The sequence below is a fragment of the Xanthomonas citri pv. mangiferaeindicae genome, assembly GCA_002240395.1.
Taxonomy (GTDB): Bacteria; Pseudomonadota; Gammaproteobacteria; order Xanthomonadales; family Xanthomonadaceae; genus Luteimonas; species Luteimonas citri_A.
On the sequence record CP016836.1, the window covers coordinates 1641998 to 1663991 of the forward strand.

Genomic DNA, 21994 nt, shown 5'->3' on the forward strand with positions numbered 1-21994 from the left:
GGCCCGATCCGCTCAACGATCGCCGCCGATGCAACCGGTATAGTGCGCGGATTCCGCGGCTGGCCTGCGGCTGTCCCCGCCCTCTCCGCCGAGCATCATCGCCTTGTCCAGCCCCAGCCACGTTGCCGATACGCCGATCACCGACCGCAACGCGCTGGTGGAAGTCCTGGCTTCGGGTGAGAAGCCGACTGCCGACTGGCGCATCGGTACCGAGCACGAGAAGTTCGGCTTTCGCCTGTCCGACCTGCGCCCGCCGACCTTCGATGGACCGCAGGGCATCGAGGCGCTGCTGACCGGGCTCACCCGGTTCGGCTGGGCGCCAGTCGACGAGAACGGCCGCACCGTCGCTCTCCTCAAGGATGGCGCGTCGGTGACGCTGGAGCCGGCCGGGCAGCTGGAGCTGTCGGGCGCGCCGCTGATCGACATCCACGCCACCTGCAGCGAGGTGCACGCGCACCTGCGCGAAGTGCGCGCGGTCGCCGAAGACCTGGGCCTGGGCTTTCTGGGCATGGGCTTCCAGCCCAAGTGGCGGCGCGACGAGATGCCGTGGATGCCCAAGGGTCGCTACCGGATCATGCGCGACTACATGCCCAAGGTCGGCACGCTCGGCCTGGACATGATGACCCGCACCTGCACGGTGCAGGTCAACCTGGATTACGCGTCCGAAGCGGACATGGTCAAGAAGTTCCGCGTGTCGCTGGCGTTGCAGCCGGTGGCGACCGCGCTGTTCGCCGATTCGCCGTTTACCGAAGGCAAGCCCAACGGGTTTCTGAGCTACCGCTCGCACATCTGGACCGACACCGACGCCGACCGCACCGGCATGCTCGACTTCGTGTTCGAGGACGGCTTCGGCTACGAGCGCTACGTCGACTACCTGCTCGACGTGCCGATGTACTTCTCCTATCGCGACGGGGTCTATCACGACGCCAGCGGCCAGAGCTTCCGCGACTTCCTGCGGGGCGCGCTGCCGGCGTTGCCCGGCCAGTTGCCGACGCTGCGCGACTGGTCCGATCACATGACCACGGCGTTCCCCGAGGTGCGGCTCAAGAAGTACCTGGAGATGCGCGGCGCCGACGGCGGTCCCTGGGGCCGGCTGTGCGCGCTGCCCGCGTTCTGGGTCGGCCTGCTCTATGACGACACCGCGCTCGACGCGGCCTGGGATCTGGTGCGCGACCTCACGCTCACCGAGCGCAATGCGCTGCGCGACGCGGTGCCGCGGCAGGCGCTCGCCACGCCGTGGCGCCATGGCACGCTGCGCGATCTTGCCATCGAGGCGCTGAAGATCTCCGCCGCCGGCCTGCAGCGCCGCGCCCGCCGCAACGGCGACGGCCAGGACGAGCGCGTGTTCCTGGAGACGCTGATCGAGATTGCCGAGTCAGGCCAGACCCCGGCCGAACAGAAGCTCGCGCTGTACGACGGCCCCTGGCAGGGTGACATCGACCGCGTGTTCCGCGAGTTCGCCTACTGACGCGTCACCGGCCGCGCGTCCGTCACCCGCCACGGCCTCGGCTTGTGTAAGTTGTCGGGATGACGCCAGACGCCTCCCAAGATCCCGCCCCGCCGCTGCGCGACGTCGAGTTCGCGCGTACCGATACCCTGCTGCGTGACGATGTCCGCCGACTCGGCGCGATGGTCGGCGACATGCTCGCCGAGCAAGCCTCGCCGGTGCTGCTCGAGCGCGTCGAAGCGCTGCGGCGCGCGGCGATCGCGCGGCGCGAATCCGGCAGTCCGGTCGATGCGCTGGCCGAGGGCCTGTCGCAGGTCGGCACCGACGAGGCCGAGGCGCTGGTACGTGCATTCGCCGCCTACTTTGGCGCGGTCAATCTCGCCGAGCGCGTGCACCGCATCCGCCGCCGCCGGGACTACCAGCGCGCCAGCGACGCGCCGCAGCCCGGTGGACTGGAAGCGGTGGTGCGCGCGCTGCACGACGACGGCGTGAGCCTCGACGACTTGCAGGCGTGTCTGGCGCGATTGCATGTCGAGCCGGTGTTCACCGCGCACCCGACCGAGGCGGTGCGCCGGGTGTTGCTGGAAAAAGAGCGCACGATCGTCGAGCGGCTGATCGCCGACATCGACCGCGAACGCACACCGACCGAGCGCCGGGCTGACGATGCCCGGATCGGACAGGCGCTCGCCTCGGCCTGGCAGACCTCCGAATCGCCGGCGCGCAAGCCCACCGTCGCCGACGAGGTCGACCACGTCGGCTTCTATCTATCGAACGTGCTCTACCGCGTGCTGCCGGTGTTTTACGAAGCGCTCGGCGATGCGATCGAACGCGTCTACGGCACCCGGCCGGCGTTGCCGCAGGTGCTGCGCTTCGGGACCTGGGTCGGCGGCGACATGGACGGCAATCCCAACGTCAATGCCGACACCATGCGCGCCGCGCTCGGCGCCCAGCGCAGCCTGGCGCTGGCGCAATACCGCCGCGACCTGCGTGGGCTGGGTAACGTCCTGACCCAGACCCTGGGCCGGGCGACGATCGACGAGGCGGTGCTGGCGCGGGTCGAAGACTACCGGCGGCGGCTGCCCGACGCCGAGGCGGTGCTCAATCCGCGGCACGCCGATATGCCGTACCGGCGCTTGCTCGACCTGATCGACGCACGCCTGGCAGCGACCGCGGCCGAGCACCGCGCCGGCTATCCCGATGCCGGTGCGTTCATCGACGACCTGGTGTTGATCGACGCCAGTCTGCGCGCGCACCGCGGCGAGCACGCCGGACGCTTCGCGCTCGAACGGTTGCTGTGGCGCGCGCGGACCTTCGGCTTCCATCTCGCCGCGCTCGACTTACGTCAGGATTCGGCGGTCCACGACGAGGTGCTCGGCCGCATCGACGGCGGCGACTGGGCCGCGCGCGATGTCGCCGCGCGCGTCGAACGCCTGCACGCGATGCTCGACGCGCCGCCTCGGGCACCGGCCGGCGACGACGGCGATGTCGTCGCCTCGACGCTCGGTGTGTTCCGCGCCGTGGTCGACCTGCGTCGCAGCCACGGTGAGGCTGCGACCGGCCTGTACATCATCTCGATGGCGCGCAGCGCCGCCGACGCGCTGGCGGTGCTGGCGCTGGCGCGCATCGCCGGCTGCGTCGAGGACGGCGACGTGCCGCTCGACGTCGCTCCGCTGTTCGAGACCGTCGACGACCTCGAGGCGGCGCCGGTCGTCATGCGCGCGCTGTTCGACGATCCCCGCTACCGGGCGCACCTGGCCACGCGCGGCGATCGCCAGACCGTGATGCTCGGCTACTCGGACAGCGCCAAGGACGGCGGCCTGCTGGCGTCGCGCTGGGCCCTGCAGCGCACCCAGGTCGAGCTGACCGCGCTGGCCCAGGCGGCCGGCGTGCGCATCGCCTTCTTCCATGGCCGCGGCGGCTCGGTCAGCCGCGGCGGCGGCAAGACCGGCCGCGCGATCCAGGCCGCGCCGCGCGGCTCGGTCGACGGCGTGCTGCGTGTGACCGAGCAGGGCGAGGTGATCCACCGCAAGTACGGCATCCGTGCGCTGGCGTTGCGCAACCTCGAACAGACCGCCGCCGCGGTGTTGCAGGCCACGCTGCGGCCGCGCCCGGCCGACCCGCGCGAGGACACTTGGCGGGACCTGGCCGGCGAGCTCGCCGGCGTCTCGCGCGCGCATTACCGCGCGCTGGTGCACGAACGCGCGGACTTCCCCGATTACTTCCGCGCCGCCACACCGATCGATGTCATCGAGCGGCTGCAGATCGGCTCGCGGCCCTCCCGTCGGCGCGAAGGCGGCATCGCCAACCTGCGCGCGATTCCCTGGGTGTTCGCCTGGGCGCAGAACCGCTCCGGCCTGACCGGCTGGTACGGCCTGGGCACCGCGCTCGCGCACGGCATCGAGCGCCACGGACGCGAGGCGATGGCCGAGATGGCGCGCGACTGGCCGTTCTTCCGCGCCGCACTCGACGATGTCGAGATGCTGCTGGCCAAGAGCGACATCGACATCTTCGAGCGCTATTCGCAGCTGGCCGGCGACGCCCATGCCGCGTTCTTCCCCGAGATCGCGGCCGAGTTCCGCCGCGTCCGCGATGCGATCCTGCTGCTCAAGGGACAGGACGCGCTGCTGGCCGACGACTACCGCCTGCAGCTGTCGATCCGCCTGCGCAACCCCTACGTCGATCCGATCAGCCTGCTGCAGGTCGAACTGTTGCGTCGCTGGCGCGCCGCCGACCGCGAGGACGACGATCTGCTGCGCGCGCTGATCTCGACCGTCAACGGCATCGCGGCGGGCATCCAGAACACAGGCTGAGCCGCGCCTCTGTCGCGCCGACGACCACGTCGGCGCATTGCGATCGAGCGTCGACGTGGCGGTTTGCGACGCGATCATGAGAGCGCTGGCGCTCGACCCGCGCGAGTGGTGAGGCGAACGGCGCGCTGCGTGTGATCCCCTGCTCGCCATGTATTGCCGACGCGCGCCGATGGCATGCGCCTCGCGCGCGTCTCGAGCCGCCAATGTCCGACCCGGCGCACAGCATCGTTCAAGACGCGCGCGAGGCGTCCTCCTGAACGAGTTGCACGAGTTCGCACCCGTCGCGATATACTCCACCCCAGTACCGAGTCGCAGGTCGGCCATGCCCCATTCGCCCGAGGAAAAGAAGCGTGTGCTTGCCCGTGTGCGTCGCATGCGCGGCCAGCTCGACGCGCTCGAGCGCGCGCTCGAGGCCGGGGCCGACTGCGCGCCGGTGCTCCAGCAGCTCGCGGCGATCCGCGGTGCGGTCAACGGCCTGATGGCCGGCGTGCTCGAAAGTCACCTGCGCGAAGAACTCGCCGGGGCCAGCAGTGCCGATCGGCGGCAGGCCTCGATCGACGACGCCATCGCGCTGGTCCGGTCCTACCTGCGCTGAGCGGCCCGCCGCCCGCGCGTTCCTCTTCTGACATTCCTTGGAGTCATCGCCATGAAATCCCGTGCTGCCGTCGCCTTTGCCCCCGGGCAACCGCTGAAGATCGTCGAGATCGACGTCGCGCCGCCCAAGGCCGGCGAGGTGCTGGTGAAGATCACCCACACCGGTGTCTGCCACACCGACGCATTCACGCTGTCGGGCGACGATCCGGAAGGGCTGTTCCCCGCCGTGCTCGGCCACGAGGGCGCGGGCATCGTCGTCGAGGTGGGCGAGGGCGTGACCTCGGTCAAGCCGGGCGATCACGTGATTCCGCTCTACACCGCCGAATGCGGCGAGTGTCTGTTCTGCAAGTCAGGCAAGACCAACCTGTGCGTCGCCGTGCGCGCCACGCAGGGCAAGGGCGTGATGCCCGACGGCACCACGCGCTTTTCCTACAACGGCGAGCCGATCTATCACTACATGGGCTGCTCGACCTTCAGCGAGTACACCGTCGTCGCCGAGGTCTCGCTGGCGAAGATCAATCCCGACGCCAACCCCGAGCACGTCTGCCTGCTGGGCTGCGGTGTGACCACCGGCATCGGCGCGGTACACAACACCGCCAAGGTGCAGGAAGGCGACAGTGTCGCCGTGTTCGGCCTGGGCGGCATCGGCCTGGCGGTGATCCAGGGCGCGCGTCAGGCCAAGGCCGGTCGCATCATCGCCGTGGACACCAATCCGTCGAAGTTCGAGCTGGCACGCGAGTTCGGCGCCACCGACTGCGTGAACCCGAAGGACTTCGACCAGCCGATCCAGCAGGTGATCGTCGAGATGACCGGCTGGGGCGTGGACCATTCGTTCGAGTGCATCGGCAACGTCAACGTGATGCGCGCCGCGCTCGAATGCGCGCACCGCGGCTGGGGCCAGAGCGTGATCATCGGCGTCGCCGGCGCCGGCCAGGAGATCAGCACGCGGCCGTTCCAACTGGTCACCGGGCGCAAGTGGCTCGGCACCGCGTTCGGTGGGGTCAAGGGCCGCTCGCAGCTGCCGGGCATGGTCGAGGATGCGATGAAGGGCGAGATCGAACTGGCGCCGTTCGTCACCCACACGATGGGTCTGGACGCGATCAACGACGCCTTCGATCTGATGCACGAGGGCAAGTCGATCCGCTCGGTGGTCCACTACTGAGCCCCGGGCGTGGGCTGGTTCGACGCCCTGCGCGGGTCGCGTGCGGTCGATCCGCGCGCGGCCCTGGTCGAGCCGATCGAGCAGGCGCTGCGCGCGCTGGGCTGGGTCGAGGGCGCGGTGGGTGCGCCGCGCGCAGTGGCGTCACCGTTCGGCATCGACGAGATGCCGTTCGAGCACTGGCTGGCGCAGGTGTTCCTGCCCCGCCTGCACGAAGCACGCGCCAGTGGTCAATGGCCACCGCGCAGTGACGTGGCGGTGGCGGCCTATCGCAATCTCGACGGGCAGCCCGATACCCAACCGCTGCTGCGTCTTCTCTCGCAGCTGGATGCACTGATCAATACACGGGCCGGCTAAGGCCGGCATGCAGGAGCGCCTCATGCAACGCATCGAACATCGCGCCAGCTTCGGCGGCTGGCAGGACGTCTACGAACACGCCTCGGACACGCTCGGCTGCACGATGCGGTTCGCGGTCTATCTGCCGCCGCAGGCCGAGCACGGCCCGCTGCCGGTGCTGTACTGGCTCAGCGGCCTGACCTGCAACGAGCAGAACTTCATCACCAAGGCCGGTGCGCAGCGCTACGCCGCCGAGCATGGCGTGATCGTCGTTGCGCCCGACACCAGCCCGCGCGGCGAGGGCGTGGCCGACGCCGAGGGCTACGACCTCGGACAGGGTGCCGGCTTCTACGTCGATGCCACGCAGGCGCCGTGGTCGGCGCACTACCGCATGCACGACTACATCGCGCGCGAACTGCCCGCGCTGATCGAAGCCCAGTTCCCGACCACCGATGCGCGCGCGATCAGCGGACATTCGATGGGCGGCCACGGCGCGCTGGTGATCGCGCTCAAGCACCCCGGGCGCTACCGCAGCGTGTCGGCGTTCTCGCCGATCGTCGCGCCCAGCCAGGTGCCGTGGGGCGAGAAGGCGTTCTCGGCGTATCTCGGCGACGACCGCGCCGCCTGGCAGGCCTGGGACGCGACCGCGCTGGTGGCCACCGCGCGCGAGCGCCTGCCGCTGTTGATCGACCAGGGCGAGGCCGACGAGTTCCTCGACGGCCAACTGCGCCCGCAACTGCTGCAGGCCGCCTGCGCCGCCGCCGGCCATCCGCTGGAATTGCGCATGCAGCCCGGCTACGACCACAGCTACTACTTCATCGCCAGCTTCATCGCCGACCACATCGCCCACCACGCCCGCGCGCTGCGCGGCTGACGTCCGGGCGGCTACGGGGCGTCGGCGGCCACCAGCGAGCGATGCAGGCGGTCGGCGTCCTCGAGCGTGTCGGTCGGGACCTGGAAGCCATCGGAAAAAGTGCCGGCGATGGTCGCGGCGAGCAGCAGCCGGTCGTTCGCGACCAGGCCCAGCATCCGGCCGACGTGGTCGGTGGTCAGCGCCTTGAGCCGGGCAGCGCCGGGCGCTGTGAGCTCGAACTCGACCACGGGGCGGTCCCCGCTGACCTTGGCGCGGATCGAGCGGATCTCGGCGCCGGGAATCGTATCGACGTGGCGCAATTCGAGCTTGCGGCCGTCGTCGGTGGTCCAGGCGCGCGCATCACTGCTCGGCGGCGCGCCCGGAGGCGATGCCAGGTGCAGTTCGACATCGACATAGCGCTCGGAGACGGCGGGCGTCTGGCTGCAAGCGGGCAGCGCGACGAGTGCGGACAGGGCAAGCAGGGCAGACAGCAGCGGCGTTCGCGACATGGGCAGGACCGTGTGGGGGACGTCGCATCATCCTACCCGCCGCGCTCACGGCACCCGCGCGCAGACCCAGGCATCGACGCGTGCGATGCCCAGCCGACGCAGCGCCAACGCGGCCGCGTGCAGGGTCGCGCCGGTGGTCATGACGTCGTCGACCAGTGCGACGTGCGCAGGCAACGCGCCACGTGCTGTCGCCACGAAGGCGCCCCCGACATTGCGGCGCCGCGCCGGTGCATCGAGCCGGGACTGCGGCGCGGTCGCGCGGGACCGGCGCAACAGGTCGGCACGCAGCGGCAGCGCCAACGCGCGGGCCAGTGGACGCGCCAGTTCCAGCGCCTGGTCGTAGCCGCGGGCGCGCAGCCGCGCCGGATGCAGCGGCACCGGCACCAACGCGTCTGGCCGCGGCCGCGGGGCCAAGGCCCGCGCCATGGATGCCGACAGCAGCGCACCGGCGGCGAGGTCGCGGTGGAACTTCAGCCGCGGCAGCAGGCGGTCGACCGGAAAGCCGTAGACAAAAGCCGCGTAGGTCGCATCGAGCGGCGGCGGGCGACGCAGGCATCCGCCGCACAGCGTATCGCCGGCCGCCAGCGGGACGGCGCAGCGCGCGCAGGCCGGGCCGTTCCACGGCAGCGCCGCGGCGCAGGCCGCGCACAGCGCGCGGCCGTCGTCGCCGCGTTCCTCGCACACCAGGCAGCGTGCCGCGAACAGGCGTCGCAGCCAGCGATGGGCACGGCGCTCGTCAACCGGCGGGCCGGGCGTCTGGTTGACAGCCTGTGTCATGCTTTCCAGACTGCCGGCCCTGTCCCGCCGCGACCGTCGGAAAACCACCATGTCCGTTGTCAGCCACGCCCGCGATACCGCCGGCCAGCCCACCCTGCGTCACGACTGGAGCCGTTCGGAGGTCGAAGCGCTGTTCGCGCTGCCGCTGACCGAGCTGCTGTTCCGCGCCGCCCAGGTGCATCGTGAGCACTTCGATCCGGCCGAGGTCCAGGTCAGCACGCTGCTGTCGGTCAAGACCGGCGGCTGCCCCGAGGACTGCGCCTACTGCCCGCAGGCCCAGCGCTATCACACTGGGGTCGATGCGACCAAGCTGATGGCCACCGAGGCGGTGCTGGAAAAGGCGCGCCAGGCCAAGGCCGCCGGCGCGACGCGCTTCTGCATGGGCGCGGCGTGGCGCTCGCCCAAGGACCGCGACATCCCGAAGGTCGCGGCCATGATCCGCGAGGTCAAGGCGTTGGGCATGGAGACCTGCGCCACGTTGGGCATGCTCAGCGGCGAGCAGGCGCGCGCGCTCAAGGATGCGGGCCTGGACTACTACAACCACAACATCGATACCGACCCCGAGTACTACGACGCGATCATCCGCACGCGTGATTTGCAGGACCGCTTCGACACCCTCGAGCACGTGCGCGAGGCGGGCCTGAAGACCTGCTGCGGCGGCATCGTCGGCATGGGCGAGAGCGGCCGCCAGCGCGCCGGTCTGCTGCGCACGCTGGCCAACCTGCCGGCGCATCCCGATTCGGTGCCGATCAACCGCTTGGTGCAGGTCGAGGGCACGCCGCTGCACGGCACCGAGCAGATCGACCCGTTCGACTTCGTGCGCACGATCGCGGTCGCGCGGATCCTGATGCCGCGCTCGATGGTGCGGCTGTCGGCCGGGCGCCAGGACATGAGCGACGAGCTGCAGGCGATGTGCTTTCTGGCCGGCGCGAATTCGATCTTCTACGGCGAGCAGCTGCTGACCACCGGTAATCCCGACACCGAGCGCGACCTGGCGCTGTTCGCGCGCCTGGGTCTGCGGCCGATGCAGGTGATGGTCGATGCCGCCGACCACGACCACCCGGGCACCGTGCACGCCGACATCATCGAACTGCCGCAGCACCCGGCGAGCTGCGCGGCATGACGCCGGCGCGCGCGGACGCGGGCGGCGATGGCGCCTGAGCGGCCCGACCTGCGCGAACGCGCGCGGGCGGCGCGGCTGGCGCGCGACGCCCGCCACGCCCGCCGGCGGCGGCGCACGGTCGCGCGCCGCGATGGCATGCGCTGCGAGGTCGACGGTCGCTGGCTGCTGAACTTCTGCGGCAACGACTATCTCGGCCTGGCCCAGCATCCGGGCGTGGCGGCGGCACTGCGCGATGCGGCCAGCGATGACGGCGTCGGCAGTGGCGGCTCGCACCTGGTCTGCGGTCATCACGCCCACCATGTCGCGCTCGAGCGCGAGGTCGCCGACTGGCTGCAACTGCCGGCGGCGCTGCTGATGGGCAGCGGCTTTGCGGCCAATCTCGCGGTGCTGCAGGCGTTGCTGGGCGAGGACGATGCCTGCGTACAGGACCGGCTCAACCACGCCAGCCTGATCGACGCTGCGCGGCTGGCCGGTTGCCGGCTGCGCCGCTACCCGCACGGCGACGCGCAAGGCGCGCTGCGCCAGTTGCAGGGCCTGCCGGGCGGCGCGGCGCTGGTGGCCACTGACGGCGTTTTCAGCATGGACGGCGACATCGCGCCATTGCGTGCACTGGCCGCGGTCGCGCAGGCGCAGCAGGCGCTGCTGTACGTCGACGACGCGCACGGCATCGGCGTGTGCGGGCCCGATGGCCGCGGCAGCGTCGCCCAGGCCGGGCTCGGTGTCGACGCGGTGCCGCTGCAGTTGTTGACGCTGGGCAAGGCACTCGGCGGCTACGGCGCGGTGGTGGCCGGCGATGCCGACCTCGTCGCGCACCTGGCCGAAACTGCGCGGCCCTACGTCTACACCACCGCACTGCCGCCGGCGCAGGCCGCCGCGACGCTGGCCGCGGTGCGGCTGGCGCGCCACGAGCACTGGCGCCGCGAGCGGTTGGACGCGCTGGTGCAGCGCTTGCACGAACGCGCCGCGCGCGCGGGTCTGGACCTGATGCCGTCCGACACACCGATCCAGCCACTGCGCTGCGGCGACAACGCGACCGCGCTCGCGCTGTCGCAGGCGCTCGATGCGGCCGGCTTCTGGGTCGCGGCGATCCGCCCGCCGACCGTGCCCGAGGGCCAGGCGCGGCTGCGCATCACGCTCGCCGCGACCCACGAGGACGCCCAGATCGACACGCTGGTCGACGCGCTTGCCGCCGCGCGCGATGCGCTGGCGCCGACGGCCTCCGCGATCCCGGCATGAGCATGCAGCCCCACGACACCCGCCGCGCATTGCTGGCGGTGGCGATCGCACTTGCGTCGGCGCTGTTCTTCACGCTGACCTATGTGCTCAACCGCGCCAGCGCCAGCGGCGGCGGCCACTGGGCATGGACCGCCTGCCTGCGCTACTTCATCACCCTGCCGCTGCTGCTGCCGCTGATGCCCTGGCAGGGCGGCACCGCGCCGGTGCTGCGTGCGATCGCCGCACATCCCTGGGCCTGGCTGCGCTGCAGCGCGATCGGCTTCCTGCTGTTCTACTGCATGCTCTCGTTCGCCGCGTCCAGCGGCCCGGCGTGGCTGGTCGCCGGCAGTTTCCAGTTCACCGTGATCGCCGGCATGTTGTGCGCACCGCTGCTCTATCGCGACGCCCGTCGCCGCGTGCCGCCGGCCGCGCTGGCGGTGGCGGCAGCGATCCTGGTCGGCGTGCTGCTGATGCAGTTCGGCCACGGCGGGGCGGGCCTGGATGCGGCAGGCTGGATCGCGCTGGCCTGCGTGCTGACCGCGGCGGTCGCCTATCCCCTGGGCAACCGCCTGCTGTTGCTGCACCTGGAGCGCACCGGCGAAGACCTCAGCGCGACCCAGCGCGTGTTCGGCCTGACGCTGGCCAGCCAGCCGTTGTGGCTGGTGGTGGCGGCTTTCGCCTGGCACCAGGCCGGCCCGCCCGCGCTGTCGCAGGTCTGGCTGGCGGCGGGCGTGGCGCTGAGCGCCGGTGTGATCGCAACGATCCTGTTCTTCCAGGCCACCGGCATGGTCCGGCACAACCCGGTCGCGCTCGGCGCGGCCGAGGCGATGCAGGCGGCCGAACTGCTGTTCGCCGCCCTGCTGGGCGCGCTGTTCCTGCACGAGGCCTGGCCGCAGGGCCGGGCGCTGCTCGGCGCGCTGGTGGTGACCGGCGGCATTGTCGCGTTCGCGCTGCTGGTCGCGCGTCCGGCGGCGACCAGTCCGCGTCGCACGCGCGCGCTGCGCGGGGACAAGGGCGCATGACCCACGAAGGCACACCGACGATGCACGACACGCCGCCCGCGACCACGCTGCCCGATGACGGCAGCGGCCTGCACATCGAGGTCTGCGGCGACGGGCCGCCGCTGGTGCTGCTGCACGGCTGGGCGATGCACGGCGGCGTGTTCGCGCCGCTGGTCGCGCGCCTGCGCGCCCACCGCACCGTCTATTGCGTGGACCTGCCGGGTCATGGACGCAGCCGCGAGGCCACCGTGCCGCTGGCGCTCGTACCGGTGGTCGAGGCGCTCGCGTCTCGGCTGCCGTCGGCGCCGTGGCTGGGCTGGTCGCTCGGCGGTCTGTTCGCGCTGCAGGCCGCGGCGAGCCGCCCGGGCACGGTGACCGCACTGGCCATGCTGTGCGCCAATCCGCGCTTCGTGCGCGGCGAGGACTGGACGCACGGCATGGCGCCGGAGATCTTCCACGACTTCGCGCGCGGCCTGCGCGACGACTACCGCGGCACGCTCGACCGCTTCATCGCCCTGGAAGCCTTCGGCTCGGACGATGCGCGCGGCGAGTTGCGCGCGCTGCGCGCCGAGGTCTTTGCGCGCGGCGAGCCGGCCGCGCATGCGCTCGTCGACGGGCTGCACCTGCTGCGGACTGTCGATCTGCGCGCGGCACTGCCCGGACTCACCGTGCCCAGCCTGTGGCTGGCCGGTCGTCGCGACCGGCTGGTGGACCCGCAGGCGATGCACGCGGCCGCCGCGCAGGCTCCCGGCGCGCAGGCGCATACGATCGCGCATGCCGGCCACGCCCCCTTCCTGACCCATGCCGATACCGTGGCCGAGCATCTGCTCGCGTTCCTGTCCACGGCCGCGGCCTAGCGCGCGCCGTTCCCCCGCCCCCGAATCACCGACCCCATGACCGCCATCTTCGATCGCACCCACGTCCGCCGGGCGTTCTCGCGCGCCTCGTCGAGCTATGCCGGCGCCGCCGCTCTGCAACGGCAGGTCGAGGCGCATCTGCTTGAGTCGCTGGACTATCTCGACGACCGCGTGCCCGGCTGCGTGCTCGATGTCGGCAGCGGTCCGGCGCACGCCGCGCTGGCGATGCGCGCGCGCTGGCCCAAGGCGCGCATCGTGGCCGTGGACCTGGCTTTGCCGATGCTGCAGCAGGCGCCGGTGCGCGCCGGCTGGCGCGACCGCCTCGGGCTGCAGCGTCCCGTCGACCGGGTCTGCGCCGATCTGCGTGCGTTGCCGATCGCCGAGGACAGCGTCGACGTGCTGTTCTGCAACCTGTCGCTGCAATGGGTCGAGGACCTGGCGGCCGCGTTCGCCGGTTTCCGCCGAGTGCTGCGCCCCGACGGCCTGTTGCTGTGTTCGACCTTCGGCCCGCAGACGCTGATCGAACTGCGCGAGGCCTTCGGCCATGCCGACGAGGTGCCGCACGTCAGCCCGTTCGCGTCGATCGCCGAGTTCGGCGACGCGCTGATGCAGGCCGGCTTCCGCAATCCGGTGCTCGACCGCGAGGTCGCCGTCCACCATCACCCCGACATGGCCGCGCTGATGCGCGAGCTGCGCGCGGTCGGTGCGACCAACGCGCTGGCCGGTCGTCGTCGTGCGTTGACCGGACGCGCGCGTTTCGCCGCGGCCGCGGCGCACTACGAACAGTTCCGCGAGGCCGACGGCCTGCCGGCGAGCTGGGAATGGATCACCGCGATGGCCTGGGCGCCGCAGCCGGGGGCGCCGATCCGCGACGGCGGCGAGGAACTGGCGCGGTTCCCGGCCAGCGCGATCCCGGTCCGCCGGCGGCGCGACTGACGCCGCGCCGCCGGCGCAGGCTCAACCGGCTTCGGCCATCCAGGCCTCGGCATCGGTGCCGGCCGCGATCCGCATCGGCGTCCCGGGCTCGGTCGTCGCCCGCCAGATCGCCTCGGCCACGTCCGAGGCCTGGGTGACCGGGCCGCCGGTCTCGCTGAAACCGGCGAGCATGCGCTCGACCAGCGGTCCGTACGCAGGATGGTCGACGCCGCGCAGATGCGCGCGTGCGTTCTCGCCAAAGCGCGTCTCCGGTGCCCGACCGGGCAGGACCAACCGCACGCGGATGCCCAGTGGTTCGACCTCGACGGCCAGCGATTCGGTCAACGCCTCGACCGCCGCCTTGCTGGCGCGATAGACGCCCAACAACGGCAGCGGCCGCAGCGTCACTGACGAACTGACGTTGACCACGACGCCGGCGCCGCGTTCGCGGAACTGCGGCAGCACAGCCTGCGTCATCGCCAGCGTGCCCAGGGCATTGGTGCGCATCAGCGACAGCGCCACGTCGGCCGGTGTCAGTTCGACCGGGGCCGGCGCACCGAAGCCGGCGTTGTTGACGAGCGCGTCGATCGGTCCGGCGGCGTGGACCGCCCGCGCGATGCTGTCGGCATCGGTGACATCGAGCGGCAGCAGGCGCAGCCGCTCCGACGCGGGCAGTGCATCGGGGCGCGGCGCGCGCATCGTCGCGACGACCCGCCAGCCGCGGTCGAGAAACCACTGCGCGGTGTGCAGGCCGAAGCCGGAGGAACAGCCGGTGATCAGGACGGTGGACATGGGCGATGCCTGTCTGGGGGAGGAGCCTCGACGATAGGGCGCGGCTGCTGGACCCTCTAGAATCGAACGTCGCCCATTCCACGCCAAGCGTCCTGCATGGTCGATCCCCTGTCCGAGGTCGTGGGCCTGCTGCAACCGGCGGCGCGGTTCTCGAAACTGCTCGAAGGCGCTGGCGCGTGGCGCATCCATCGCGACGGCACCGGCGAGCCGTTCTATGCCGCCGTGCTCGAGGGCGCCTGCTGGCTGTCGGTCGACGACGGGCCGCCGATCGGCCTGCGGGCGGGCGATTTCCTGCTGGCGCCGGCGATGCATGCGCTGGTGGCCACCAGCACCGTGCCCGGCGGGACTGACGCCGTCGCGGCCACCGTCCCGGTGCAGGTGCGCGACGGCCTGGTGCGCATCGGGCAGGCGGAGGCGCCGGTCGATCTGCGCGTCCAGATCGGCTACTGCCAGTTCGCCGCGCCAGACGCGGGACTTCTCGTCTCGCTGCTGCCCGGGGTGGTGCACGTGCGTGACGACCCGCGGCTGGCCGCGCTGGTGCACCTGGTCGGCGAGGAGGCACGCGCGCATCGTCCGGCGCGCGAAGTGGTGCTCGAGCGCCTGCTCGAGGTGCTGTTGATCGAAGCCCTGCGCGGCCGCGGCGACGCCGGTGAGGCCTCCGGGCTGGCGCGGGGCTTGGCCGACGAGCGGCTCGCCGCGGCGCTGCGTGCGCTGCATGCCCGGCCCCGGCACCCCTGGACCGTCGCCGAGCTCGCGAATGAGGCCGCGTTGTCGCGCTCGGCATTCTTCGCGCGTTTCACCCGGGTGGTCGGGATGGCGCCGATGGCCTACCTGCTGACCTGGCGCATGGCGCTGGCCAAGCGCCTGCTGCGCGGCGCGGCCTTCAGTCTGGACCAGGTCGCCGAGCGCGTCGGCTACGCGACCGCCAACACCTTCGGCACGGCATTCACGCGCCATGTCGGCGTCTCGCCGGCCCGTTACGCCCGGGACGTCCGCGCGCCCGCGTAGCGGTGCGCGCCGGGTCGCGACGGCGCCGAGCCACGACGGGGATCGGGCGCCGGGGCCGGACCGCACTGACGACGACGCCTCGCAGGCGTTATGCTGCGCTGCAACAAACGTCCGGATTCCCTCCTGTGCCCGCCGACTCCCGCCCTGGCGCGTTCGACCCCGTGCCCGACGCTGCCGAGGTGGCGGCGGCGGTGGCCGTGGCCGCCCCGGCGCCGCTGCCGCAGCGCCATACCGTCATCGAGGATGTGCAGGGCCTGATCCTGGCCAGCCTGGTCAGTGCGCTGGGCATGTCGATCCTGGCCACCGGCGGCCTGATGGTCGGCGGCGTGGCCGGCATGGCGCTGCTGGCGCACTACGCCACCGGCGCGCATTTCGGCCTGCTGTTCGTGCTGTTCAACCTGCCGTTCTACTGGATCGCGGTGCGGCGCATGGGCTGGGAGTTCACCCTCAAGACCTTCCTCGCGGTCGGCGTGACCGGCGTCGTCGCCGACCTGATCCCGCGCATGGCGCCGTTCGAGTCGATGACGCCGCTGTTCTCGGCGGTGTTCGGCGGTGCGCTCGTCGGCATGGGCATCCTGTCGTTCATCCGCCACCGCGCCAGCCTGGGCGGCGTGGGCATCGTGGTGGTCTGGCTGCAGCGCAGCCGCGGCTGGAGCGCGGGCAAGCTGCAACTGGGCTTCGACACGGTGCTGATGCTGGTCTCGCTGACCGTGCTGCCGCCCTCCAAAGTGCTGTACTCGGCGCTCGGCGTGCTGGTGCTCAACCTGGTGCTGCTGTTCAACCACCGGCCCGGGCGCTACATGGGGGCCTGAGCGCGGCGTTCATCCGCCGCCGCACGCCACCGCCTAGACTCAGCGCCTCCTCCCGGCTACGTGGATGCATCGATGCGCTGGCGCCCGACTGCTGTGCTGCTGTTGACCGCGCTCTGGCTGCCGACATTGCCGGCGTCCGCGCAGCAGTACGAGATCGACCTGTCGCAGATCGATGCCACCGCGGTGCTGTCGACCGGCGGCGATGTCCTGCGCCGCGCCGCGCCCGAGGCCATCGACGGGCTGTTCCAGGCGGTGCTGCATGCCTCGCGCGAACCCGGGGAAGCACGGGCGTTGTGCGATCTGTTCGAGCCCGACGCCGCGCGCGATCTGGCGGCGTTCCAGCGCACCGTCGACCGGCTCGGACCGGCCAGCCGCAATCGCTTCGCCAATGCCTTCACCAACGTCGCGCTGACCGGCCTGCAAGGTCAGCCGCAGGCCTTCGACCCGGCGGCCGCGCAACAGGTGCTGCGCGCGGCCGCGGTGACCGCGACGCTGCTCCACGACGGGTTCATGCTCGGACTCACCTCGACCGGTACCGACGAGGCCAGCCGGGCAGGGCGCTGCCGCGCGTTCCGGCAGATGGTCGACGTGCTCAAGGACCAGCCGCAGCCCCAGCGCGTGCTCGCGACCCGCTGGCTGCTTGCCGAGGGCCTGACCCTGGTCGCCGACGGCCAACCCGCAGCGCGCTGAGCGCGCATCGTCGGATCACGACTCGAGCCGGGCGACGATCGACTCGTAGAGATCGCGGTGGAAGAAGTACACCTCGCGCAGCAGGAACTCGCGCTGGGTGCGGAAGGTGCGAAAGCGCGTCGACGGCGTTGGCGAGCCGACCGCATCGATGCCCAGCCGGCGACTTGCGCGCAGCGCGCGCGCCATGTGCAGCGGGTCGCTGACCACGATGACCCGGTGCAGATCGTGCTCGCGCATCAGCCGCCGCGCTTCGATCAGGTTCTCGACCGTGGTACGCGAGCGCGACTCGGTGAGGATCGCCGAGGCGGGGATATCGCGGCGCAGCGCGTAACGGCGTGCGACCTGCGCCTCGGAGAAGCGGGCCTTGGCGCCCCCGTAGCCGCCGGTGAAGATCAGCACCGGCGCATGCCCGGCGCGGTAGAGATCCAGGCCATGGTCGATACGCGCCTCGAACACCGGTGAGGGCACCGCGTCGTAGGCGGCCGCGCCCAGCACCACGATCGCATCCGCAGGCCCGGCCTCGTCGCGGCTGCCCACATGCACGATCCACGCCGCAACGCCGGCCAGCCAGACGAGCAGCAGCAGCGCGGCCCATACGCACAGGCGCAGAAGCGGACGGCGTCGACGCCGCTGACTCATGACCGCACCGCTGCGCTCACGGCCGCCACGGCAGCCGGTCCGGATCGACGTTGCCGCCGCTGAGCACGATGCCGACGCGACGGCCGGCGAAGCGCGACGGCGCGCCCAGCACCGCCGCCAGCGCGATGGCCGACGACGGCTCGACCAGTTGCTTGGTGTGCACCGCGATGCGTCGTGCGGCGGCCACGGTGTCGGCATCGTCGACCGCCAGCACCTCGACCGGCTGGCCGCGCTCGACGCCGTGGCGCGAGAGGATCTCGAAGTTCGGCGCGCCGAGCAGCCCGCGCAGCCCGTCGCAGACCGTGTCGGGCACGAGGTCGTGTACACGCGTGCCCTGCTGCAGCGAGCGCAGGGTGTCGTCGGCGCCGCGCGGCTCGGCCAGCACCAGCCGGGTTTGGGGTGCGGCATGTGCGATCGCCAGCGCGGTGCCGGCCGCCAGCCCGCCGCCGCCGACCGGCACCACCAGGTCATCGAGCGGGCCGGCCGCATGCAGCAGTTCGAGCGCGGCCGTGCCCTGGCCGGCGATCACCTGCGCATCGGTATACGGGTGCACGAGTGTGGCGCCGGTCTGTGCGCGGACCTGTTCGCAGGTGCGCTCGCGGTCGGCCAGCGTCGGCGCGCAGCGATGCAGCACCGCGCCGTAGCTGGCGATCGCCGCCAGCTTGGTCGCCACCGCGCCCTCCGGCACCACGACATGGCAGGCGATGCCGTGCAGGTGCGCGGCCAGCGCGAGCGCCGCGCCGTGATTGCCGGACGAGTGCGTGACCACCCCGCGCGCGGCAGTTTCCGGGTCCAGCGCCAGTACCGCATTGCAGGCGCCGCGGAACTTGAACGCCCCCGCGCGCTGCAGATGTTCGGCTTTGAAGTGCAGCGCGCAACCGGCGGCTGCATCGATCACCCGGCTACGCAACACCGGTGTGAGATGGGCGACCGGCGCGAGCCGGGCCGCCGCGGCGAGCAGGTCGTTGGCGTCGGGCAAGGGCAGGGCGGCATGCATCGCGACAGCGTAGCCGAGCCGCCTTGCGGATTCACGATCGAACATGATCGTAGTGCGAGGCCGGCCGGTGCCCTTAAGGGCTGATTCAATGGACACCGCCGAAGCTGGAGCCCTTATCGAGCGGGGGACCGCCATGATCCGCAAGGGACTGATCTTCGTCGCCTGTCTGACCCTTGCCGGTTGCGCGAGCTACGGCTACCGCGGCGGCAGTGGCGATTACTACTACGGCTCGCCCGGCACCGTGTATCGCAGCTATGGCGCGCCCTATGGCAGTGTCGGCTACGGGCGTTATTCGGGCTGGTATGGCGGCGCGGGCTATGGCGCGCCGTACTACTACAACCGGCCTTACGGCTATGGCTACGGTGGTGGCTACTATCGCCCGCCGCCGGTGATCGTGCGCCCGATCGTCGTGCCCGGTCGTCCGGGGCACGGACATGGACGGCCCGGCTACCGCCCGCCGCATGGCCACGGGCCTGGCCGCCCGGGCTGGGGCGATGGCCGGCCTGGCGTCGGTCGTCCGGATCGGCCCGGACGTCCCGATTCCGACCGTCCGGGTCGCCCGGGTGGGCACTGGGGCGGCCGGCCTGGCGGCGGGGAGGGCCGTCCCGGCCACAACGGCCCGCGTCCGGGCTATCGCCCACCGTCACAGGCCCGCCCGCCGGAGCACCGCCCCCCGAGCCGTCCGCCGCAAAGCCGTCCGCCGAGCAGCGACACCCCGCGCCCGGCCCCGCGCGAACGCGCCGGCTACCGCCGCCCCGACCAGCGCGTCCCCTGATCCGCCCGAAAACCGGGGTCAGAGTCGCTTTTCGCTCATGCATCGCTGACGACATGGCGCAATGGCGAGGCAAAAGCGACTCTGACCCCGGTTTTCCCGGCGTTGCTTGAGAAAAGCGACTCTGACCCCGGTTTGGATGGGGCGGCTTTCGTGAACTCCGGCCCATTCTCAGGAAGTCGAGCTGCATTGGGGCTTGCGCCGTCGACATTCCCGGGCGAAGCTTGGCCCCGCCTGACCGATTGCGTCGGTTTACGACGAAAAGGTCATACGACTGTCGATGCCCGGCGGGGGACTCTCGGATCCCCCCTGTTCCGCCCTCCTCCGGGCATCGGCTCTTCACCCTGCGCCCAAGACGCGTGCTTGGGGTGGCGAGCCAAAAAAAAGGGGCCGGATGTCCCCCGACATCCGGCCCCGTGCTTCCCCGGGACGTACATGGCCGGCCCTGTTCCAATCTCCAGCCGCGCCCCCCTTTCAGACGCTTGCCGTCCCGGGTGCAGCCCGAACGCACGCAGAAATCGTGCCAAGCGCCGGCTCGCCGGTGCCGGGCGACCTGCCGGATAATCTGCCGATGCCCAACGACTTCCATAGCTACGACGTCATCGTCGTCGGCGGCGGCCACGCCGGCACCGAAGCGGCGCTCGCGTCCGCACGCGCCGGCGCCCGCACCCTGCTGCTGACCCACAACGTCGAGACGATCGGCGTGATGAGCTGCAACCCGGCCATCGGCGGCATCGGCAAGGGCCACCTGGTGCGCGAGATCGATGCCCTGGGCGGAGTGATGGCCCGCGCCGCCGACGCCGCCGGCATCCAGTGGCGGCGCCTCAACGCCTCCAAGGGTCCGGCGGTCCGCGCCACCCGCTGCCAGGCCGACCGCAATCTCTACCGTGCGTTCGTGCGTCGGGCCGTCGAGGCGCAGCCGAACCTGACGATCTTCCAGTCGGCCGTCGACGACCTCGTCATCGAGGGCGATGCGGTCCGGGGCGCCATCACCCAGACCGGGCTGCGCTTCGATGCGCCGGCCGTGGTGCTGACCGCAGGCACGTTCCTCGGCGGTCGCATCCATGTCGGCGAAGCGCAGTCGGCGGGCGGCCGTGCAGGCGATCCGCCGGCGACCACGCTCGCCCAGCGCCTGCGCGAGCGCCCGTTCGTCGTCGATCGGCTCAAGACCGGCACGCCGCCGCGGATCGACGGCCGCACGCTCGACTACGCGGCGATGGCGATCCAGCCCGGCGACGATCCGCGTCCGGTGTTCTCGTTCCTCGGCTCGCAGGCCGACCACCCGCGGCAGGTGCCGTGCTGGATCACCCGCACCACCGAGCGCACCCACGAGATCATCCGCGGCGCACTGCATCGCTCGCCGATGTACTCGGGCCAGATCGAAGGCATCGGGCCGCGCTACTGCCCGTCGATCGAGGACAAGGTCGTGCGCTTCGCCGACAAGGACAGCCACCAGATCTTCGTCGAGCCCGAGGGCCTGGACGTCGCCGAGATCTATCCCAACGGCATCTCGACGTCCTTGCCGTTCGACGTGCAACTGGCGCTGGTGCGCAGCATCGTCGGCTTCGAGCAGGCGCACATCACCCACGCCGGCTACGCGATCGAGTACGACTTCTTCGACCCGCGCGGGCTGCGGGCGTCGCTGGAGACGCGTGCGGTGGCCGGGCTGTTCTTCGCCGGGCAGATCAACGGCACCACCGGTTACGAGGAAGCCGCCGCGCAGGGCCTGATTGCCGGCCTCAACGCCGCGCGCCAAGTACGCGGCCTCGATACCTGGACCCCGCGCCGCGACCAGGCCTACATCGGCGTTCTGATCGACGACCTGATCACGCACGGCACGAAAGAGCCGTACCGCATGTTCACCAGCCGCGCCGAGTACCGGCTGCAGCTGCGCGAGGACAATGCCGACCTGCGCCTGACCGGCATCGGCCGCGAGCTGGGTTTGGTGGACGATGCGCGCCTGCGACGTTTCGACGCCCGGCGTGAGGGGATCGATCGCGAGACCGCCCGTCTGCGCGGGCTGTGGGCCTCGCCGCACAACGCGTTGGGCCGCGCGGTCGTGGAGACGCTGGGCATCGAGCTGCGCCGTGAGAGCAACGCGATCGACCTGCTGCGCCGCCCCGGGCTCGACTACGCGGCGCTGATGCGCGTGGACGGCATCGGCCCGGGCGTGACGGATGCCGAAATCGCCGAGCAGGTCGAGATCGAGGCGACGTATTCGGGTTACCTGGAGCGCCAGCGGGTGGAGATCGAGCGCCAGCAGCGCCAAGAGGGCACGGCGATCCCGGATGGCTTCGACTATGCGGGCGTGCGCGGGCTGTCGGCCGAGATCGTGCAGAAACTCGGCCAGGTGCGGCCACTGACCGTCGGCCAGGCCCAGCGCATTCCCGGCATGACCCCGGCGGCGATCTCGCTGCTGCTGGTGCACCTCGAGCGCGCACGGCGCGGGCGCATGGCCGGCGCGGCCTAACGCCGCGCGCGCGTCACCTCCCCCGCTTGCGGGGGCAGGTCGACGCCGCAGGCGTCGGGTGGGGGCCGGGCTTGCCGCGAACAGCGCCCCCCACCCCAGCCCTCCCCGCGATGCGGGGGAGGGGGACAAGCGGGCGACCCGCGCGCGCAGCGCGGACGGGCCACTTCCCTCGCAGCGCGGACGGGCCACCTCTCCGCAACGCAGCGGGCCACCTCACC

21 protein-coding genes are annotated in these 21994 nt (G+C 71.8%); 16 read left to right on the forward strand and 5 right to left on the reverse strand.

Translation table 11 applies throughout. The features are described from left to right. Positions 1–103 precede the first annotated feature (103 nt). From BEN78_07110 to BEN78_07135, 6 genes are all read left to right on the forward strand, one after another. Positions 104–1468 (forward strand): glutamate--cysteine ligase, encoded by a 1365-nt coding sequence (locus tag BEN78_07110; GenBank protein ASR43185.1) that lies wholly within the window; start codon positions 104–106, stop codon positions 1466–1468. A 59-nt stretch (positions 1469–1527) separates the two neighbouring features. Then, positions 1528–4257 carry a phosphoenolpyruvate carboxylase gene (locus tag BEN78_07115; GenBank protein ID ASR43186.1) on the forward strand — a complete coding sequence of 910 codons (2730 nt, stop codon included), beginning with the start codon at positions 1528–1530 and terminating at the stop codon, positions 4255–4257. 322 nt (positions 4258–4579) lie between these two features. Next, the gene (locus tag BEN78_07120; GenBank protein ID ASR43187.1) at positions 4580–4852 is read left to right on the forward strand and encodes a regulator; all 273 of its coding nucleotides are present in this window, start codon (positions 4580–4582) and stop codon (positions 4850–4852) included. Positions 4853–4903: 51 nt separating this feature from the next. Beyond that, entirely contained in the window at positions 4904–6013 is a 1110-nt protein-coding gene (locus tag BEN78_07125; protein ID ASR43188.1) for an S-(hydroxymethyl)glutathione dehydrogenase/class III alcohol dehydrogenase, read from the forward strand. A gap of 9 nt (positions 6014–6022) precedes the next feature. After that, entirely contained in the window at positions 6023–6367 is a 345-nt protein-coding gene (locus tag BEN78_07130; GenBank protein ID ASR43189.1) for a hypothetical protein, read from the forward strand. Between the two features lie 22 nt (positions 6368–6389). Next, on the forward strand, positions 6390–7220 hold the full coding sequence (locus BEN78_07135; GenBank protein ASR44978.1) for an S-formylglutathione hydrolase: 831 nt from the start codon (positions 6390–6392) through the stop codon (positions 7218–7220). 11 nt (positions 7221–7231) lie between these two features. Here the strand turns inward: BEN78_07135 and BEN78_07140 are convergent, their stop codons facing one another. Together BEN78_07140 and BEN78_07145 are read right to left on the reverse strand one after the other, a co-directional pair. Next, positions 7232–7708 carry a hypothetical protein gene (locus BEN78_07140; protein ID ASR43190.1) on the reverse strand — a complete coding sequence of 159 codons (477 nt, stop codon included), beginning with the start codon at positions 7706–7708 and terminating at the stop codon, positions 7232–7234. Between the two features lie 45 nt (positions 7709–7753). Continuing rightward, positions 7754–8485: an amidophosphoribosyltransferase gene (locus BEN78_07145; protein ID ASR43191.1), complete on the reverse strand. Its 732-nt coding sequence runs from the start codon at positions 8483–8485 to the stop codon at positions 7754–7756. 49 nt (positions 8486–8534) lie between these two features. Here BEN78_07145 and BEN78_07150 point away from each other — a divergent pair, with 49 nt between their 5' ends. The 5 genes from BEN78_07150 to BEN78_07170 all read left to right on the forward strand — a co-directional run bounded on the left by BEN78_07150 (position 8535) and on the right by BEN78_07170 (position 13617). Next, entirely contained in the window at positions 8535–9608 is a 1074-nt protein-coding gene (locus tag BEN78_07150; GenBank protein ID ASR43192.1) for a biotin synthase BioB, read from the forward strand. Positions 9609–9635: 27 nt separating this feature from the next. Further along, positions 9636–10844, forward strand: a complete 1209-nt coding sequence (locus BEN78_07155; protein ASR43193.1) for an 8-amino-7-oxononanoate synthase — start codon at positions 9636–9638, stop codon at positions 10842–10844. Between the two features lie 2 nt (positions 10845–10846). Continuing rightward, entirely contained in the window at positions 10847–11845 is a 999-nt protein-coding gene (locus tag BEN78_07160) for a hypothetical protein (protein ASR44979.1), read from the forward strand. Positions 11846–11913: 68 nt separating this feature from the next. After that, positions 11914–12681, forward strand: coding sequence for a pimeloyl-[acyl-carrier protein] methyl ester esterase (locus BEN78_07165; GenBank protein ASR44980.1), 768 nt, complete (start codon positions 11914–11916; stop codon positions 12679–12681). A gap of 36 nt (positions 12682–12717) precedes the next feature. Then, the gene (locus tag BEN78_07170) at positions 12718–13617 is read left to right on the forward strand and encodes a malonyl-[acyl-carrier protein] O-methyltransferase BioC (protein ASR43194.1); all 900 of its coding nucleotides are present in this window, start codon (positions 12718–12720) and stop codon (positions 13615–13617) included. A gap of 21 nt (positions 13618–13638) precedes the next feature. Here the strand turns inward: BEN78_07170 and BEN78_07175 are convergent, their stop codons facing one another. Continuing rightward, on the reverse strand, positions 13639–14388 hold the full coding sequence (locus BEN78_07175) for a short-chain dehydrogenase/reductase (protein ASR43195.1): 750 nt from the start codon (positions 14386–14388) through the stop codon (positions 13639–13641). A 96-nt stretch (positions 14389–14484) separates the two neighbouring features. Here BEN78_07175 and BEN78_07180 point away from each other — a divergent pair, with 96 nt between their 5' ends. The 3 genes from BEN78_07180 (at position 14485) to BEN78_07190 (ending at position 16898) form a co-directional block, all read left to right on the forward strand. Then, positions 14485–15396, forward strand: coding sequence for an AraC family transcriptional regulator (locus BEN78_07180; protein ASR43196.1), 912 nt, complete (start codon positions 14485–14487; stop codon positions 15394–15396). Between the two features lie 125 nt (positions 15397–15521). Further along, positions 15522–16208, forward strand: a complete 687-nt coding sequence (locus tag BEN78_07185; GenBank protein ASR43197.1) for a hypothetical protein — start codon at positions 15522–15524, stop codon at positions 16206–16208. A gap of 72 nt (positions 16209–16280) precedes the next feature. After that, entirely contained in the window at positions 16281–16898 is a 618-nt protein-coding gene (locus tag BEN78_07190) for a hypothetical protein (GenBank protein ASR43198.1), read from the forward strand. A gap of 15 nt (positions 16899–16913) precedes the next feature. Here BEN78_07190 and BEN78_07195 read toward each other — a convergent pair whose 3' ends face one another. Then, positions 16914–17537, reverse strand: a complete 624-nt coding sequence (locus BEN78_07195; protein ASR43199.1) for a protein sanA-like protein — start codon at positions 17535–17537, stop codon at positions 16914–16916. A 16-nt stretch (positions 17538–17553) separates the two neighbouring features. Continuing rightward, a complete protein-coding gene (locus BEN78_07200) occupies positions 17554–18534 on the reverse strand; it encodes a serine dehydratase (protein ASR43200.1) in 981 nt (326 codons plus the stop codon). 166 nt (positions 18535–18700) lie between these two features. Between BEN78_07200 and BEN78_07205 the strand changes: the two genes are divergently transcribed. Continuing rightward, positions 18701–19309, forward strand: a complete 609-nt coding sequence (locus tag BEN78_07205) for a hypothetical protein (GenBank protein ASR44981.1) — start codon at positions 18701–18703, stop codon at positions 19307–19309. 568 nt (positions 19310–19877) lie between these two features. Then, positions 19878–21776: a tRNA uridine(34) 5-carboxymethylaminomethyl synthesis enzyme MnmG gene (locus tag BEN78_07210; protein ID ASR44982.1), complete on the forward strand. Its 1899-nt coding sequence runs from the start codon at positions 19878–19880 to the stop codon at positions 21774–21776. Positions 21777–21994: the final 218 nt, after the last annotated feature.

What these genes read in the sequence shown, in the direction of transcription:
- BEN78_07140 (ASR43190.1), bottom strand. Translation starts at nt 7,708, where the DNA reads ATGTCGCGAACGCCGCTGCTGTCTGCCCTGCTTGCCCTGTCCGCACTC.
- BEN78_07115 (ASR43186.1), top strand. Translation starts at nt 1,528, where the DNA reads ATGACGCCAGACGCCTCCCAAGATCCCGCCCCGCCGCTGCGCGACGTC.
- BEN78_07200 (ASR43200.1), bottom strand. Translation starts at nt 18,534, where the DNA reads ATGCATGCCGCCCTGCCCTTGCCCGACGCCAACGACCTGCTCGCCGCG.
- BEN78_07180 (ASR43196.1), top strand. Translation starts at nt 14,485, where the DNA reads ATGGTCGATCCCCTGTCCGAGGTCGTGGGCCTGCTGCAACCGGCGGCG.
- BEN78_07170 (ASR43194.1), top strand. Translation starts at nt 12,718, where the DNA reads ATGACCGCCATCTTCGATCGCACCCACGTCCGCCGGGCGTTCTCGCGC.
- BEN78_07150 (ASR43192.1), top strand. Translation starts at nt 8,535, where the DNA reads ATGTCCGTTGTCAGCCACGCCCGCGATACCGCCGGCCAGCCCACCCTG.
- BEN78_07190 (ASR43198.1), top strand. Translation starts at nt 16,281, where the DNA reads ATGCGCTGGCGCCCGACTGCTGTGCTGCTGTTGACCGCGCTCTGGCTG.
- BEN78_07120 (ASR43187.1), top strand. Translation starts at nt 4,580, where the DNA reads ATGCCCCATTCGCCCGAGGAAAAGAAGCGTGTGCTTGCCCGTGTGCGT.
- BEN78_07125 (ASR43188.1), top strand. Translation starts at nt 4,904, where the DNA reads ATGAAATCCCGTGCTGCCGTCGCCTTTGCCCCCGGGCAACCGCTGAAG.
- BEN78_07175 (ASR43195.1), bottom strand. Translation starts at nt 14,388, where the DNA reads ATGTCCACCGTCCTGATCACCGGCTGTTCCTCCGGCTTCGGCCTGCAC.
- BEN78_07210 (ASR44982.1), top strand. Translation starts at nt 19,878, where the DNA reads ATGCCCAACGACTTCCATAGCTACGACGTCATCGTCGTCGGCGGCGGC.
- BEN78_07145 (ASR43191.1), bottom strand. Translation starts at nt 8,485, where the DNA reads ATGACACAGGCTGTCAACCAGACGCCCGGCCCGCCGGTTGACGAGCGC.
- BEN78_07155 (ASR43193.1), top strand. Translation starts at nt 9,636, where the DNA reads ATGGCGCCTGAGCGGCCCGACCTGCGCGAACGCGCGCGGGCGGCGCGG.
- BEN78_07160 (ASR44979.1), top strand. Translation starts at nt 10,847, where the DNA reads ATGCAGCCCCACGACACCCGCCGCGCATTGCTGGCGGTGGCGATCGCA.
- BEN78_07195 (ASR43199.1), bottom strand. Translation starts at nt 17,537, where the DNA reads ATGAGTCAGCGGCGTCGACGCCGTCCGCTTCTGCGCCTGTGCGTATGG.
- BEN78_07135 (ASR44978.1), top strand. Translation starts at nt 6,390, where the DNA reads ATGCAACGCATCGAACATCGCGCCAGCTTCGGCGGCTGGCAGGACGTC.